The sequence below is a fragment of the Pseudoalteromonas sp. MM1 genome (assembly GCF_030296835.1).
Taxonomy (GTDB): domain Bacteria; phylum Pseudomonadota; class Gammaproteobacteria; order Enterobacterales; family Alteromonadaceae; genus Pseudoalteromonas.
In genome coordinates this window covers 3,394,451-3,409,538 of sequence record NZ_AP027922.1, presented here as the reverse complement: position 1 = coordinate 3,409,538, position 15,088 = coordinate 3,394,451, and the positions used below count along the sequence as shown (strand labels likewise).

Below are 15,088 nucleotides of genomic sequence, written 5' to 3'. Positions count from 1 at the left end.
TAGGTTAGGAGAAATAACATGGCAAGATATTTGGGCCCTAAGCTCAAGCTGAGTCGTCGTGAAGGTACTGACCTGTTCCTTAAGAGCGGCGTAAGAGCTATCGACTCTAAGTGTAAACTTGAGACTGCACCTGGTCAGCACGGCGCTCGTAAAGGTCGCTTATCTGATTACGGTTTACAATTACGTGAAAAGCAAAAAGTACGTCGTATCTACGGTGTATTAGAAAAGCAATTCCGTAATTACTACAAAGAAGCTGCTCGCCTTAAAGGTAATACAGGTGAAAACTTGTTACAGCTTTTAGAGCAACGTTTAGACAATGTTGTATATCGCATGGGTTTTGCTAGCACACGCGCTGAAGCACGTCAGTTAGTAAGCCACAAAGCGATTTTAGTTAATGGTCGTGTTGTGAACATTCCTTCATACGTAATTACTCCAGAAGATACTGTAGTAATCCGTGAGAAGTCTAAAACACAAGCACGTATCATCGCTGCTCTAGAGTTGGCTGAGCAACGTGAAAAGCCGACTTGGGTTGAAGTTGACGGTAAGAAATTGGAAGGTAGCTTTAAGCGCCTACCTGAGCGTTCAGATCTGTCTGCGGACATTAATGAACAACTAATCGTCGAACTTTACTCTAAGTAAAGTTAAGAGTTAAGAGAGGATAAAATGCAGGGTTCTGTTACAGAATTTCTAAAACCAAGGTTAGTCGATATCGACGCTATCAACCCAACGCGTTCTAAAGTAGTTTTAGAACCACTAGAGCGTGGCTTTGGTCATACTCTGGGTAATGCCTTACGCCGTATACTGCTATCATCTATGCCTGGATGCGCAGTAACTGAAGTTGAAATCGACGGTGTATTGCATGAGTACAGCGCGAAAGAAGGCGTACAAGAAGACATCATTGAAATACTACTAAACCTAAAAGGTCTAGCAGTAACGTTAGAAGGCAAAGATGAAGTTTTTCTGACCCTGACTAAATCTGGTGTAGGCCCTGTGACTGCGGCTGATATTCAGCACGATGGCGATGTAACAATTGCTAATCCAGATCACGTTATTTGTCATTTAACGACAGATAGCAGCGAGATCAGCATGCGTATTCGTGTTGAGCGTGGTCGTGGTTATGTGCCGGCATCTAGTCGTTTATCCTCTGATGACGATGAGCGTCCAATTGGTCGATTGCTGCTTGATGCATCATTCAGCCCAGTTGAACGTATTGCGTACTCGGTTGAATCAGCCCGTGTTGAGCAACGTACAGACTTAGACAAGTTAATCATTGATATGGAAACAAACGGCACTTTAGATCCTGAAGAAGCGATCCGCCGTGCGTCTACTATCTTAGCTGAGCAATTAGATGCATTCGTAGATTTACGTGATGTAACTGAGCCAGAAGAGAAAGAAGAGAAGCCAGAATTCGATCCTATTCTACTTCGTCCAGTTGATGATCTTGAACTAACAGTACGTTCAGCAAACTGTTTGAAAGCCGAGCAAATTCAATATATCGGTGATTTAGTGCAGCGCACTGAAGTTGAGCTTCTTAAAACGCCTAACCTAGGCAAGAAGTCTCTAACTGAAATAAAAGACGTGCTAGCTTCACGTGGTCTTTCTCTAGGTATGCGCCTAGAAAATTGGCCGCCTGCAAGCCTAGCTGAATAATCTAAATCACTATATTAGTTTAGTTAGAAGGATAGGGTCATGCGCCATCGTAAGAGTGGTCGTCAATTAAACCGTAACAGTAGCCATCGTAAAGCGATGTTCAGCAATATGGCAGGTTCTTTGGTGAAACATGAAATCATCAAAACTACTTTGCCTAAAGCGAAAGAGTTACGCCGTGTAATTGAACCTTTAATCACACTGGCTAAGACTGACAGTGTAGCAAATCGCCGTTTAGCGTTTGCTCGCACGCGTGATAATGAAGTAGTTGGTAAATTGTTCAGCGAAATCGGTCCTCGTAATACAGACCGTCCAGGTGGTTACACTCGTATTCTTAAGTGTGGCTTCCGTGCTGGTGATAATGCACCAATGGCTTATATTGAACTAGTAGGTCGCCCAGCGACTAACGAAGAAGTTCAAGAAGACGCGCAGTCTGCAGAGTAAGTCTTTAAAGAGACACCAAAAAGCCGAGCTCAATGCTCGGCTTTTTAATGCCTAAAATTTGACATCCCTCCAAATAGTTACTTAATTATTACCTATTACCTATTACCTATTACCTATTACCTATTACCTATTACCTATTACCTTATTCTGTTAAACCGACTTAATTAAGCTAATGTAGTTATAAAGTCTGCATTTTTAAAAAGCCTAATAAAGCGCTAGCGCTATAAGTTGAGCGTATAAGATGTGTAACACATGCCTCAGGCTTTATAGTGTCCAGTATAATTTAGATAGTAATAAAGCAAACTTGCCAATCACACAAAGATATTTAACTTTAACTCGCTTATTTAGCCGGTTTAAGTCTGCTTTTAGTAGGGTTTTTGAGCGTTTAGCTCAAATACTCAGCGAACAGTCATTTATTTCAAGTTTTCTTCAAAAAAGGGTTGATCTGTTTTCGGATCTCCCTATAATGCGACCCCACTGAGACGGCAGACAGCAACGCTTAGCGAGGCAAGAGTCAATCAGTGAGTCGAGTAAAACTTAGTTTTAAAAACTTTTAAGTTTAACAAAATTAAGTGTTGACAAAAAAATAGGAAAGCGTAAGATGCGCAGCCCTAGCGAGATAAAGTTTAACGCTTTAATCGCAACGTTCTTTAACAATATAAAGCAATCATCTGTGTGGGCACTCGTACAGGTTGAGTTCTAACAGCCAAGCTACTTAGGTAGTGAGGCAAACAAATTTAGAGTCTCAATTGAAGCTGAGTGACCAACAGCAATAACTTACTTAGGTTTTACTTAAGAAAAGAATTGCAGCACAGTCAATTCAATATCGAAAGATATTAAATAAATTCAGAATTCATTGAGCTGTTCTTCGGAACATAAAAACTTTTTAATTGAAGAGTTTGATCATGGCTCAGATTGAACGCTGGCGGCAGGCCTAACACATGCAAGTCGAGCGGTAACATTTCTAGCTTGCTAGAAGATGACGAGCGGCGGACGGGTGAGTAATGCTTGGGAACATGCCTTGAGGTGGGGGACAACAGTTGGAAACGACTGCTAATACCGCATAATGTCTACGGACCAAAGGGGGCTTCGGCTCTCGCCTTTAGATTGGCCCAAGTGGGATTAGCTAGTTGGTGAGGTAATGGCTCACCAAGGCGACGATCCCTAGCTGGTTTGAGAGGATGATCAGCCACACTGGGACTGAGACACGGCCCAGACTCCTACGGGAGGCAGCAGTGGGGAATATTGCACAATGGGCGCAAGCCTGATGCAGCCATGCCGCGTGTGTGAAGAAGGCCTTCGGGTTGTAAAGCACTTTCAGTCAGGAGGAAAGGTTAGTAGTTAATACCTGCTAGCTGTGACGTTACTGACAGAAGAAGCACCGGCTAACTCCGTGCCAGCAGCCGCGGTAATACGGAGGGTGCGAGCGTTAATCGGAATTACTGGGCGTAAAGCGTACGCAGGCGGTTTGTTAAGCGAGATGTGAAAGCCCCGGGCTCAACCTGGGAACTGCATTTCGAACTGGCAAACTAGAGTGTGATAGAGGGTGGTAGAATTTCAGGTGTAGCGGTGAAATGCGTAGAGATCTGAAGGAATACCGATGGCGAAGGCAGCCACCTGGGTCAACACTGACGCTCATGTACGAAAGCGTGGGGAGCAAACAGGATTAGATACCCTGGTAGTCCACGCCGTAAACGATGTCTACTAGAAGCTCGGAACCTCGGTTCTGTTTTTCAAAGCTAACGCATTAAGTAGACCGCCTGGGGAGTACGGCCGCAAGGTTAAAACTCAAATGAATTGACGGGGGCCCGCACAAGCGGTGGAGCATGTGGTTTAATTCGATGCAACGCGAAGAACCTTACCTACACTTGACATACAGAGAACTTACCAGAGATGGTTTGGTGCCTTCGGGAACTCTGATACAGGTGCTGCATGGCTGTCGTCAGCTCGTGTTGTGAGATGTTGGGTTAAGTCCCGCAACGAGCGCAACCCCTATCCTTAGTTGCTAGCAGGTAATGCTGAGAACTCTAAGGAGACTGCCGGTGATAAACCGGAGGAAGGTGGGGACGACGTCAAGTCATCATGGCCCTTACGTGTAGGGCTACACACGTGCTACAATGGCGCATACAGAGTGCTGCGAACTCGCGAGAGTAAGCGAATCACTTAAAGTGCGTCGTAGTCCGGATTGGAGTCTGCAACTCGACTCCATGAAGTCGGAATCGCTAGTAATCGCGTATCAGAATGACGCGGTGAATACGTTCCCGGGCCTTGTACACACCGCCCGTCACACCATGGGAGTGGGTTGCTCCAGAAGTAGATAGTCTAACCCTCGGGAGGACGTTTACCACGGAGTGATTCATGACTGGGGTGAAGTCGTAACAAGGTAGCCCTAGGGGAACCTGGGGCTGGATCACCTCCTTATACGATTTAGAACTTATTTGTTCGTAGTGTCCACACAGATGATTGTTAGTTAGCTAAGCCACTGGCTTAACTAATTAATATGCTCTTTAAAAATTTGGAAAAGCTGATAATAAAATTCTGATAAATATTTATATTTATCAAGAGTTTTCAAAAGTAAAAAATGCCATTGATTATTCAATCGAATGATTAATTGGTATCTACTTTAGTATTCAATATTAACTTCTGGCGAAGTTAAACTGTCACATAACAAAGACCCGTTTGGGTTGTATGGTTAAGTGACTAAGCGTACACGGTGGATGCCTTGGCAGTTGGAGGCGATGAAGGACGTATTAACTTGCGATAAGCCTAGTCAAGCTAGTAAAAAGCGCTTGAGACTAGGATTTCCGAATGGGGAAACCCACCTGCTTGCAGGTATCGTTAACTGAATACATAGGTTAACGAGGCGAACGCGGAGAACTGAAACATCTAAGTACCCGTAGGAAAAGAAATCAACCGAGATTCCGATAGTAGCGGCGAGCGAAATCGGAACAGCCCTTAAGCTGATTATGTGTTAATGGAAGGCTCTGGAAAGTGCCACGATACAGGGTGATAGTCCCGTACATGAAAACGCATTTTGAGTGAAATCGAGTAGGTCGGAGCACGTGAAACTTTGACTGAATATAGGTGGACCATCATCTAAGGCTAAATACTCCCAACTGACCGATAGTGAACCAGTACCGTGAGGGAAAGGCGAAAAGAACCCCTGTGAGGGGAGTGAAATAGAACCTGAAACCGTGTACGTACAAGCAGTAGGAGCCTACTTGTTAGGTGACTGCGTACCTTTTGTATAATGGGTCAGCGACTTATATTTTGTAGCGAGGTTAACCGTTTAGGGTAGCCGTAGGGAAACCGAGTCTTAACTGGGCGAATAGTTGCAAGGTATAGACCCGAAACCCGGTGATCTAGCCATGGGCAGGTTGAAGGTTGAGTAACATCAACTGGAGGACCGAACCCACTAACGTTGAAAAGTTAGGGGATGACCTGTGGCTAGGAGTGAAAGGCTAATCAAACCGGGAGATAGCTGGTTCTCCCCGAAATCTATTTAGGTAGAGCCTCGGACGAATACTTACGGGGGTAGAGCACTGTTAAGGCTAGGGGGTCATCCCGACTTACCAACCCTTTGCAAACTCCGAATACCGTAAAGTACTATCCGGGAGACACACGGCGGGTGCTAACGTCCGTCGTGAAGAGGGAAACAACCCAGACCGCCAGCTAAGGTCCCAAAGTCATAGTTAAGTGGGAAACGATGTGGAAAGGCCCAGACAGCCAGGAGGTTGGCTTAGAAGCAGCCATCCTTTAAAGAAAGCGTAATAGCTCACTGGTCGAGTCGGTCTGCGCGGAAGATGTAACGGGGCTAAACTATGCACCGAAGCTGCGGATTCATCTTAGGATGAGTGGTAGGGGAGCGTTCTGTAAGCCGTTGAAGGTGACCCGGGAGGGTTGCTGGAGGTATCAGAAGTGCGAATGCTGACATGAGTAACGATAATGCGGGTGAAAAACCCGCACGCCGGAAGACCAAGGGTTCCTATCCCATGTTAATCAGGGTAGGGTAAGTCGACCCCTAAGGCGAGGCCGAAAGGCGTAGTCGATGGGAAACGGATTAATATTTCCGTACTTGGTATAATTGCGATGGGGGGACGGAGAAGGCTAAGCAAGCATGGCGATGGTTGTCCATGTGAAAGTGAGTAGGCTAGCGACTTAGGTAAATCCGGGTTGCTGTTAGGCTGAGACACGAGACGAGTCACCAAGGTGATGAAGTTGCTGATGCCATACTTCCAGGAAAAGCCTCTAAGCTTCAGATTATACCGAATCGTACCCCAAACCGACACAGGTGGTCAGGTAGAGAATACTAAGGCGCTTGAGAGAACTCGGGTGAAGGAACTAGGCAAAATCGTACCGTAACTTCGGGAGAAGGTACGCTCCTATCTGTGATGAGACTTGCTCTCTAAGCGGACGGGAGCCGCAGTGACCAGGTGGCTGGGACTGTTTATTAAAAACACAGCACTGTGCAAAATCGCAAGATGACGTATACGGTGTGACACCTGCCCGGTGCCGGAAGGTTAATTGATGGGGTTAGTTTTCGGACGAAGCTCTTGATCGAAGCCCCGGTAAACGGCGGCCGTAACTATAACGGTCCTAAGGTAGCGAAATTCCTTGTCGGGTAAGTTCCGACCTGCACGAATGGTGTAACCATGGCCACGCTGTCTCCACCCGAGACTCAGTGAAATTGAAATCGCAGTGAAGATGCTGTGTACCCGCGGCTAGACGGAAAGACCCCGTGAACCTTTACTACAGCTTGGCACTGAACATTGAACCTACATGTGTAGGATAGGTGGGAGACTTAGAAGCAGAGACGCTAGTTTTTGTGGAGTCGTCCTTGAAATACCACCCTTGTAGTTTTGATGTTCTAACGTTGGCCCCTGAATCGGGGTTACGGACAGTGCCTGGTGGGTAGTTTGACTGGGGCGGTCTCCTCCCAAAGAGTAACGGAGGAGCACGAAGGTTGGCTAAGTACGGTCGGACATCGTACGGTTAGTGTAATGGTAGAAGCCAGCTTAACTGCGAGACAGACACGTCGAGCAGGTACGAAAGTAGGTCATAGTGATCCGGTGGTTCTGAATGGAAGGGCCATCGCTCAACGGATAAAAGGTACTCCGGGGATAACAGGCTGATACCGCCCAAGAGTTCATATCGACGGCGGTGTTTGGCACCTCGATGTCGGCTCATCACATCCTGGGGCTGAAGTCGGTCCCAAGGGTATGGCTGTTCGCCATTTAAAGTGGTACGCGAGCTGGGTTTAGAACGTCGTGAGACAGTTCGGTCCCTATCTGCCGTGGGCGTTTGAGAATTGAGAGGGGTTGCTCCTAGTACGAGAGGACCGGAGTGAACGAACCGCTGGTGTTCGGGTTGTCATGCCAATGGCATTGCCCGGTAGCTACGTTCGGAACTGATAAGCGCTGAAAGCATCTAAGCGCGAAGCAGGCCTCGAGATGATTTCTCACTAGACTTTTAAAGTCTCTGAAGGGCCGTTGAAGACTACAACGTTGATAGGCAGGATGTGGAAGTGGTGTGAGCCATTAAGCTAACCTGTACTAATTACCCGTGAGGCTTAACCATACAACGCCAAACGCGTTTTATGCGACAGTTTAGACAGAAGTTAATATAACTAAAGTAGATATTACTTAGAAAGACTTAAAAAATATTATCAGATATTTTCCAGATTTAGTTAGTACGTAGAAATACGTATTAACGCCCAAATTTGCTTGGTAACCATAGCGTTTTGGACCCACCTGACCCCATGCCGAACTCAGTAGTGAAACGAAACAGCGCCGATGATAGTGTAGCATTTGCTATGTGAAAGTAGGACATTGCCAGGCTCCAAATAAAAGAAAGCCGCTTCAGAAATGAAGCGGCTTTTTTGCGTCTTAAGGAAAGTGAAAATATTAGCTATTAGCTATCAGCCATCAGTTATCAGCTGCGCAGCGTCAACCTGTACTTCGTAGCGTGGGTTGAGTATCACGAAACCTGCGGGTAAAAGAACGCGACGACCACCTCAGTGCCCAGTGAATCCCATTAAAAACATTAAGAGTACTTTGCTATGTAACTCTCCACCTCTGTGGGCACCACGACATCGCAGGCTCCAAATAAGAGAAAGCCCGATTAGAAATAGTCGGTTTGTTACCTCTGCAGAAAAATGAAATGCGCACACACAATACACGTCAATCTAAACACGCGGATAGAGTAAGGCATTCAGATAGCTATTTCGCAGGTATTTAGGGAATCTTTTAACATTAGTAGAACAAGCTAAAGACAAATCGTAAGTATTTAGAATAATTACGCCTGAGCGTAATTAGATTTATTACCTAACCAGCGATGAATTAAAGGGTCTATAAGGTCGGGGTTTTGTTTTAGCATTTGCTGTGCAATAGGTCTGACTTGATTTAGTGTGTGTTTATCTCGAGTAAGATCCGCTATTTTAAATTCTGCTAAGCCAGTTTGTTTAGTGCCGAGCACTTCACCTGGACCACGTATTTCTAAATCACGCTCTGCGATGACAAAGCCATCATTACTGTCTCTTAATACACCTAAACGTTTTTGAGCGGTGTGAGAAAGAGGGGCGTGATATAACAGTACGCAATGCGAAGCGGTTGCTCCTCGTCCTACGCGCCCGCGTAATTGATGTAATTGTGCTAAGCCTAAGCGCTCAGGGTTCTCTATGATAATTAAACTGGCATTGGGTACGTCTACACCTACCTCTATTACTGTTGTTGCAACAAGTACGTGAATATTGCCTGCTTTAAAGTCGCTCATGATTGCTTGTTTCTCAGCGGCTTTCATGCGGCCATGAACTAATCCGACATTAAGATCTGGTAATGCCTCTTTTAATTGTAATGCGCTGTCTTCTGCTGCTTGGCATTGTAAGGCCTCTGATTCGTCAATGAGGGTACATACCCAATAAACTTGCCTGCCTTGTTCATTACAGGCAAGTTTAACGCGGTTTATTATATCGTCTCGGCGTGTATCAGGAATGGCCACAGTGGTTATAGGTGTGCGCCCAGGTGGTAACTCATCTATCACTGAGGTTTCTAAATCGGCATAAGCCGTCATAGCTAATGTGCGCGGAATGGGGGTTGCAGTCATAACTAGCTGATGAGGGTAGCACTGACCAAATTTCCCTTTTTCACGCAGTGAGAGCCGTTGATGAACACCAAAACGGTGTTGTTCATCAATGATGATAAGCACAAGGTTATTGAACTTTACTTCATCTTGAAATAAAGCGTGTGTACCTACTATCATTTGCGCCTCTCCTGAGGCTATTTTTTCAAGCGTAGTAATGCGCTCTTTACCTTTTGTTTTACCACCAAGCCAGGCTACATTAATCCCTAGTGCTTCAAACCAATGTTTGAAATTAATACCATGTTGCTCAGAGAGGATTTCTGTAGGTGCCATTAGGGCAGCTTGAAAACCTTGTGCTATTGCTGTTAACGCGCTTAATGCTGCTACAAGTGTTTTACCTGAGCCTACATCACCTTGCACTAATCGCATCATGGGATAGGTATGTTGTAAGTCCCCTTTTATTTCGGCTACCACTCTATTTTGTGCATTGGTTGGCGCAAAAGGGAGTTGTGCTAAAAATTCGCTCTCTAATGTATTTGTAGGGCTTAGGGAAACTGCACTTACTTGTTGTCCTTGCTCGCGTACCTTTAATAAGCTTAGGTTTTGTGCAAGTAGTTCTTCAAACACTAAGCGCTGCTGCGCAGGGTGAGTACCTTGCTCAAGTGAAATTACATCTACGTCATTAGGTGGGCGATGAAGTAACAGTAAAGCGTCAGAAAGTTGCATATGTGAAGGTTGCCACTTTTCAGGAATAAGCTCTTCTACTGAATATTTGTGCAGTAAGTTTATTGCTTGCTCGCTTAAGCCTCTAATTGATAATTGCTTTAGCCCTTCGGTTGTTGAATAAACAGGTGTGAGTGTTGTTGCTGTTGGCTGCTCATTGGGTGTGTCGCTAATACTATATTCTGGATGGCTCATTTCAAAGCCAACACGGCCACGCCTAATTTCGCCAAAACAGCGAATTACCTTCCCACTACTAAACGCATTTTTTTGCGCAGCAGTAAAATTAAAAAACCGTAAAGTAAGTCTACCTGTACCATCGTTTATTTGCACAACGAGCATACGACGTTTACCAAAGGTCACTTGGCTTGTTTCTATTGTCGCCTCAACAGTGCAGTGGCTGTGTAAAGTAACATCATTAATAGCATAAATACGGGTGCGATCTTCATAGCGTAAAGGCAAATGAAAGAGCATATCTTGCACGGTAGCTATACCTAACTTTTGTAGGCGCTCGGCCATTTTGGGACCTACCCCTTTCAGTTCTGTAATAGGGTATTGGCTTAAGCTAGGTTTAGACAATGTAGACTCAAATTTGTTTATTTGTGAATGAGTTAAGTGTACTCACAGGTTTGCTAAGCATCAAGCATGTTTTAAAGCGTGCCAAAACTGCTCATTAGCGACTATTTCACCTTCTTCATCGAGTGGTGGGTAAGGTAGGTTTTTTAATCTACATTGTTTCGCAATAACTGAGTGATACCCTTCAAAATACATAGGGTGTTTTATTTCCTCACTTAGCATATCGCGCTTATATAGCCCTGCTTTTTCTCGTTGATGCTGTGCTTCAAATAAAATAAGTGCAGCAGCTACTGATACATTAAGTGATTGCACCATGCCTTGCATAGGAATAATAATATTTTGATCGGCGTGCTTTAGTGCGTGTTCAGAAATTCCCGTTTTTTCTTGGCCAACGATGATAGCGGTGGGTTTTGTGTAATCTATTTCTCTAAAATCTACAGCATCTTCGCTCAAGTGTGTTGCTAATATTTGTACATCGGGATTGTGCTTTCGCATCATTGCAGCAGCATCATCAATATTTTTATGCAGGTGTGTTTCTAGCCAGTTTTTACTGCCGCCAGAGGTATTATTGGTCAGCCATTTTTGATTTTCTGGCCATACAGCATGCACATGATGGCAACCTACTGCATCAGCACTTCTTACAATAGCTGAGAGATTATGATGTTTATGTACGTCTTCTAGGCAGACCGTTAAGTCTGTTTGGCGACGAGATAGTACGTCTTTTATTCGTTGGTAGCGATTTTGCTGCATGGTGATCCTCTTTTTTGATAATTATACGTAATTTTATCTACTAAGGCATTACTGTGCGGCTAATTGGGTTTTGCAAAGAGATTAGGGTCTCTGTTGATTGAATCGCCTCTATAGCTTGTATTTTATTAATGAGCACGTCTTGCAAATGGTCGATAGACTTGGCCATTACCTTTATAAAAATGCTGTAGTTACCCGTGGTGTAATAAGCTTCAACCACTTCTTCTAAAGCTTCTAGCTTAATCAGTGTTTCTGGGTAGTCGCGTGCGTTATTTAAGTTTATACCAATAAAGCAGCATACATCGTAACCAAGTTGCTTTGTGCTAATGCTTAATTGGGTACCGGTAATGATGCCTGCTTGTTTCATTTTTTCTACGCGTACGTGAATTGTGCCGGCACTTACAGCAAACCGTTTAGCTAATTCTGCGTAGGCTGTACGGGCGTTGGCCATTAGAGCGTGAAGTATCTGTTTATCGAGATTATCGATTTGATAATTTTCCATTATTTTTTCTTACTTAAATTATTGAATCTACATTTTTATACCCTGTAAATTAATCTATTTTGCATATTAAAGCTATTTTTATTGTGGGTTATTGAATTAAAAGTTTAAATCGTTACAGTAACCTCATTAAAGACGCCCGCAGGGTGTTTTTTCATTAATAAGCAAGTAACAATAACTGGGAATGAGGCCAATTATTATGAGTTCACACTATGTGCAGCAACAGCAGCAAATAAGTAAAGTTAAGCATTTTTTTTCACAGCAATTAGAGCAGCAATTAGGATTAGTTGAAGTTCAGGCACCTATTTTGGCTAAAGTGGGTGATGGCACACAAGATAACCTGAGCGGCCACGAAAATGCAGTTGCTGTTAATGTAAAAGCAATTACCGATAGCAGCTATGAAGTTGTTCATTCGCTTGCTAAATGGAAACGTAAAACGCTCGCGACTTACGACTTTTCTGTAGGTGAAGGTATTTATACGCAAATGAAAGCGTTACGCCCAGATGAAGACTCTTTAAGCCCAATACACTCTGTTTATGTTGATCAATGGGATTGGGAGAAGGTAATTTGTCAACGTACTGAACGTACGCTCTCTACATTACAAAATACAGTTAAAGCCATTTACTCTGGCATTAAGCAAACAGAGCAGTTTGTAAGTGAAAGCTTTGGTATAGCCCCATTTTTACCCAGTGAAATTACCTTTATTCACAGTGAGCAGTTACGTAAAATGTACCCCGACTTTAGCGCAAAGCAACGCGAAAAAGCCATTGCACAAGAGTACGGCGCGGTATTTTTAATTGGTATTGGTGGTGCGCTAGGTGATGGCAAAATCCATGATGTACGCGCTCCAGATTACGATGATTGGTCTACCCAAACGGTTGACGGATACACAGGATTAAATGGCGATATTTTAGTGTGGAACCCCGTGTTAGAAGATGCCTTTGAAATATCATCTATGGGTATTCGTGTAAGCCCTGATGTATTAAAAGCGCAATTGAGCATCACAGGAGATGAAGAACGCTTAGCATTCGATTGGCATAAAACGTTATTAGAAGAGGCATTTCCACAAACAATTGGCGGCGGAATAGGGCAATCGCGCTTAGCAATGTTATTACTGCAAAAGCAGCATATTGGACAAGTGCAAGTAGGTGTATGGCCAAAGCAAACGCACGATACGGTAAGTGGCTTACTGTAAATTATAAAGGGCGCTAAATGCGCCCTAATGTGTTTTAAAGTGTATTTCTACTTTATTGTTTTGTAAGTTTATATTGCAAGGCGGGTAGTTGCGGGTAGTTTTTAATACTTTATCAAAAATATGGATCTCTACCCCTGAGTGTAATGATGTATTAACAACAAGGTTTGCATCGCTAAGTAGGTCGTGTAGTTCATGATCTAGGCTAGACAACTTTTTTTCTAGCTGCTCTGCTTGTTGGCAGTAATGCTGCTGTGTTGCGCCAATTTTTTTAATGAGCAGATTCTTCTTTTCTATATCTTTTACTTTATCTGCTTTTTCTAGTGCTGCTTGAAGGGTATCAAGCTGTTCATCGGTTTTTGCTAAGTCTTTAAAGCAGTTATCCGTGTCGGCGGTTATTTCAGCGCCGGATGCGGCTAAATTGATAGCCATTTTAGCGCCTGATTCATTGCCTATTTCGCCAGCAATTAATACAGTTGCATCGAGAATCTCTCCACCAAAAATTTTTCCTTTCGGTAACTCTGTTTGACCAACTTGTAATAAGTGTTTTGCTTTAATGGCACAATGGCTGGCTTGGCGGTCTATAAAAATGTTTTTACCTTGAATATAACAATACTGTGCATGGGATACATGAACATCACCTTCACTTTTTATAGAGCACGATAGTGTTTTATCTTCGCTCTTTTGATGGCCAATAATTCCTTGTTTTACAGTGATGTTTCCGCCGGCTGATAATTCGCCAGATTCAACTGTGCCAAAAACAGTAATGTCGCCTTTTGCGGTGACTCGCATGCCTGGGTCAATGTTTTTAGTCACTATTACACTGCCTTCGAAATCAATATGGCCACTTTTAACATCTACATCAGAAATGGTAAAAATATCATCAACTCGCATACCGTTAGGTATTTCTACTGGGACCCCCGCTGTTGTAGAAACAAGCTCGAGTGGATTTGTTTTTGATATTTCGGCGCCTTCGCCTGCCACTAACTTTTTATTTTCACCAGGTTTGGCGGGTAGTATGTCACCTACTACAGTGAATCCTTCTTTACCTGGGGTAGCAGGTTGCTGGCGAATCAGAACAGTGCCAGGCTCTACGCTTGCCAGTTTACCAAAGTCGCGCATATCAACACTGCCATCTTCCTTCATTTTTGGTGCTTTTAGGCGGTCTTTGAGGGTTTCTACCATAGCTACAAATTTTGTTGCTGTGCCTTCGGCTGGTAGCCGGCCTTTGGCTAGAATTCCTTTTGCCACTGTACCTGGAGGTAAGTTAAATTGTTTATCTAAAAGCTGCTCTAAAAAAGCTTGTTTGTAACCACGTACAACACCTGCTTTTACGAGTTGTTTTTTACCCTCTTCTAACGAAAGTACTTTACCACCATAAGCTAAGGTAAGCTCACCTATGGCTTGCATTTTATCTTCACTTAACGTTACCACAAGCGATGCATCGTGCTTACTTGCTACAACCAAAGTTGGCTCATTATTTTGCGCTTTAAAAAAATTATCAATAGCCTCGTGGTCAATTTTGCATTCGCAAAACGTCGACTTCTCAAGTGCATCAATTATAAAAGCGGCGCTAGGTGGAGCGTGCTTACTTACATCAAGTAATACGTTCCCATTATTGGCAAGCTTAAACACTAGTTAATCCTTTTCTACTACTAAAGTTAAGATTGATTTTATTGCATGATTACAGAGTGCTAGATATTTACATGTGAGTCAAGAAAGGGAGATAAACAAAGGCTAGCAGTGAAAAATAGAGCTATAAAGGGGGTTTATAGCTCTGTATTTATTAATTAGTTGAAGGAAGCTCCATAATGCCGTCAATTTCAACTTGTGCGCCTTTTGGTAGAGCACGTACACCTAATGCTGCACGTGCAGGATAAGGCTGCTTGAAATATTGGCTCATTACTTCATTCACAGTGGCAAAGTTTGATAAGTCTGTTAGGTAGATATTAATTTTAACAAGATCTTGGATTTTGCCGCCTGCTTCTTCGCACACCGCTGTAATGTTTTTAAATACTTGATGTGTTTGCTCGCTAAAGTCTTCTGAAACCATTTCCATTGTTTCTGGTACAAGTGGAATTTGTCCAGATAAATAAACGGCAGTACCTACTTTAACCGCTTGGCTATAAGTGCCGATAGCAGCAGGTGCTTTTTCGGTAGAAATAAATGCTTTATTCATGAGTTTC

9 protein-coding genes and 3 rRNA genes are annotated in these 15,088 nt (G+C 43.6%); 7 read left to right on the top strand and 5 right to left on the bottom strand.

Going from position 1 to position 15,088, the window contains the following annotated elements; translation table 11 throughout:
• The first annotated feature begins 18 nt into the window (after nt 1-18).
• The 6 genes from rpsD (at nt 19) to rrf (ending at nt 7,928) form a co-directional block, all read left to right on the top strand.
• On the top strand, nt 19-639 hold the full coding sequence (gene rpsD / locus QUE46_RS15390) for a 30S ribosomal protein S4 (protein ID WP_002959461.1): 621 nt from the start codon (nt 19-21) through the stop codon (nt 637-639).
• 24 nt (nt 640-663) lie between these two features.
• Nucleotides 664-1,650 (top strand): DNA-directed RNA polymerase subunit alpha, encoded by a 987-nt coding sequence (locus QUE46_RS15385; RefSeq protein WP_004589198.1) that lies wholly within the window; start codon nt 664-666, stop codon nt 1,648-1,650.
• A gap of 39 nt (nt 1,651-1,689) precedes the next feature.
• The gene (gene rplQ, locus QUE46_RS15380; protein WP_004589197.1) at nt 1,690-2,091 is read left to right on the top strand and encodes a 50S ribosomal protein L17; all 402 of its coding nucleotides are present in this window, start codon (nt 1,690-1,692) and stop codon (nt 2,089-2,091) included.
• An 887-nt stretch (nt 2,092-2,978) separates the two neighbouring features.
• Nucleotides 2,979-4,512: ribosomal RNA gene (locus QUE46_RS15375) — 16S ribosomal RNA — on the top strand.
• Nucleotides 4,513-4,781: 269 nt separating this feature from the next.
• A 23S ribosomal RNA gene (locus tag QUE46_RS15370) occupies nt 4,782-7,668 on the top strand.
• A gap of 145 nt (nt 7,669-7,813) precedes the next feature.
• Nucleotides 7,814-7,928: ribosomal RNA gene (gene rrf, locus QUE46_RS15365) — 5S ribosomal RNA — on the top strand.
• The 16S, 23S and 5S rRNA genes sit together here, the layout of an rRNA operon.
• A gap of 457 nt (nt 7,929-8,385) precedes the next feature.
• Here the strand turns inward: rrf and recG are convergent.
• The 3 genes from recG to asnC are packed head-to-tail and all read right to left on the bottom strand — an operon-like array spanning nt 8,386 to nt 11,713.
• A complete protein-coding gene (recG, locus tag QUE46_RS15360) occupies nt 8,386-10,467 on the bottom strand; it encodes an ATP-dependent DNA helicase RecG (RefSeq protein ID WP_286245502.1) in 2,082 nt (693 codons plus the stop codon).
• 60 nt (nt 10,468-10,527) lie between these two features.
• Entirely contained in the window at nt 10,528-11,214 is a 687-nt protein-coding gene (gene trmH / locus QUE46_RS15355; RefSeq protein WP_286245501.1) for a tRNA (guanosine(18)-2'-O)-methyltransferase TrmH, read from the bottom strand.
• A 40-nt stretch (nt 11,215-11,254) separates the two neighbouring features.
• Nucleotides 11,255-11,713, bottom strand: coding sequence for a transcriptional regulator AsnC (gene asnC, locus QUE46_RS15350; RefSeq protein ID WP_004588258.1), 459 nt, complete (start codon nt 11,711-11,713; stop codon nt 11,255-11,257).
• Nucleotides 11,714-11,909: 196 nt separating this feature from the next.
• On the opposite strand from asnC, the gene asnA reads away from it, so the two are divergent.
• Nucleotides 11,910-12,905, top strand: coding sequence for an aspartate--ammonia ligase (asnA, locus tag QUE46_RS15345; protein ID WP_286245500.1), 996 nt, complete (start codon nt 11,910-11,912; stop codon nt 12,903-12,905).
• A 24-nt stretch (nt 12,906-12,929) separates the two neighbouring features.
• Here the strand turns inward: asnA and QUE46_RS15340 are convergent, their stop codons facing one another.
• Both QUE46_RS15340 and QUE46_RS15335 read right to left on the bottom strand, forming a co-directional pair.
• A complete protein-coding gene (locus QUE46_RS15340; protein WP_286245499.1) occupies nt 12,930-14,537 on the bottom strand; it encodes a DUF342 domain-containing protein in 1,608 nt (535 codons plus the stop codon).
• A gap of 151 nt (nt 14,538-14,688) precedes the next feature.
• On the bottom strand, nt 14,689-15,081 hold the full coding sequence (locus tag QUE46_RS15335) for a RidA family protein (protein WP_004588255.1): 393 nt from the start codon (nt 15,079-15,081) through the stop codon (nt 14,689-14,691).
• Nucleotides 15,082-15,088 lie beyond the last annotated feature (7 nt).

Excerpts from the sequence above, each read along its gene's own strand:
- asnC (WP_004588258.1), bottom strand. The coding sequence starts at position 11,713 with ATGGAAAATTATCAAATCGATAATCTCGATAAACAGATACTTCACGCT.
- asnA (WP_286245500.1), top strand. The coding sequence starts at position 11,910 with ATGAGTTCACACTATGTGCAGCAACAGCAGCAAATAAGTAAAGTTAAG.
- trmH (WP_286245501.1), bottom strand. The coding sequence starts at position 11,214 with ATGCAGCAAAATCGCTACCAACGAATAAAAGACGTACTATCTCGTCGC.
- QUE46_RS15385 (WP_004589198.1), top strand. The coding sequence starts at position 664 with ATGCAGGGTTCTGTTACAGAATTTCTAAAACCAAGGTTAGTCGATATC.
- QUE46_RS15335 (WP_004588255.1), bottom strand. The coding sequence starts at position 15,081 with ATGAATAAAGCATTTATTTCTACCGAAAAAGCACCTGCTGCTATCGGC.
- rplQ (WP_004589197.1), top strand. The coding sequence starts at position 1,690 with ATGCGCCATCGTAAGAGTGGTCGTCAATTAAACCGTAACAGTAGCCAT.
- rpsD (WP_002959461.1), top strand. The coding sequence starts at position 19 with ATGGCAAGATATTTGGGCCCTAAGCTCAAGCTGAGTCGTCGTGAAGGT.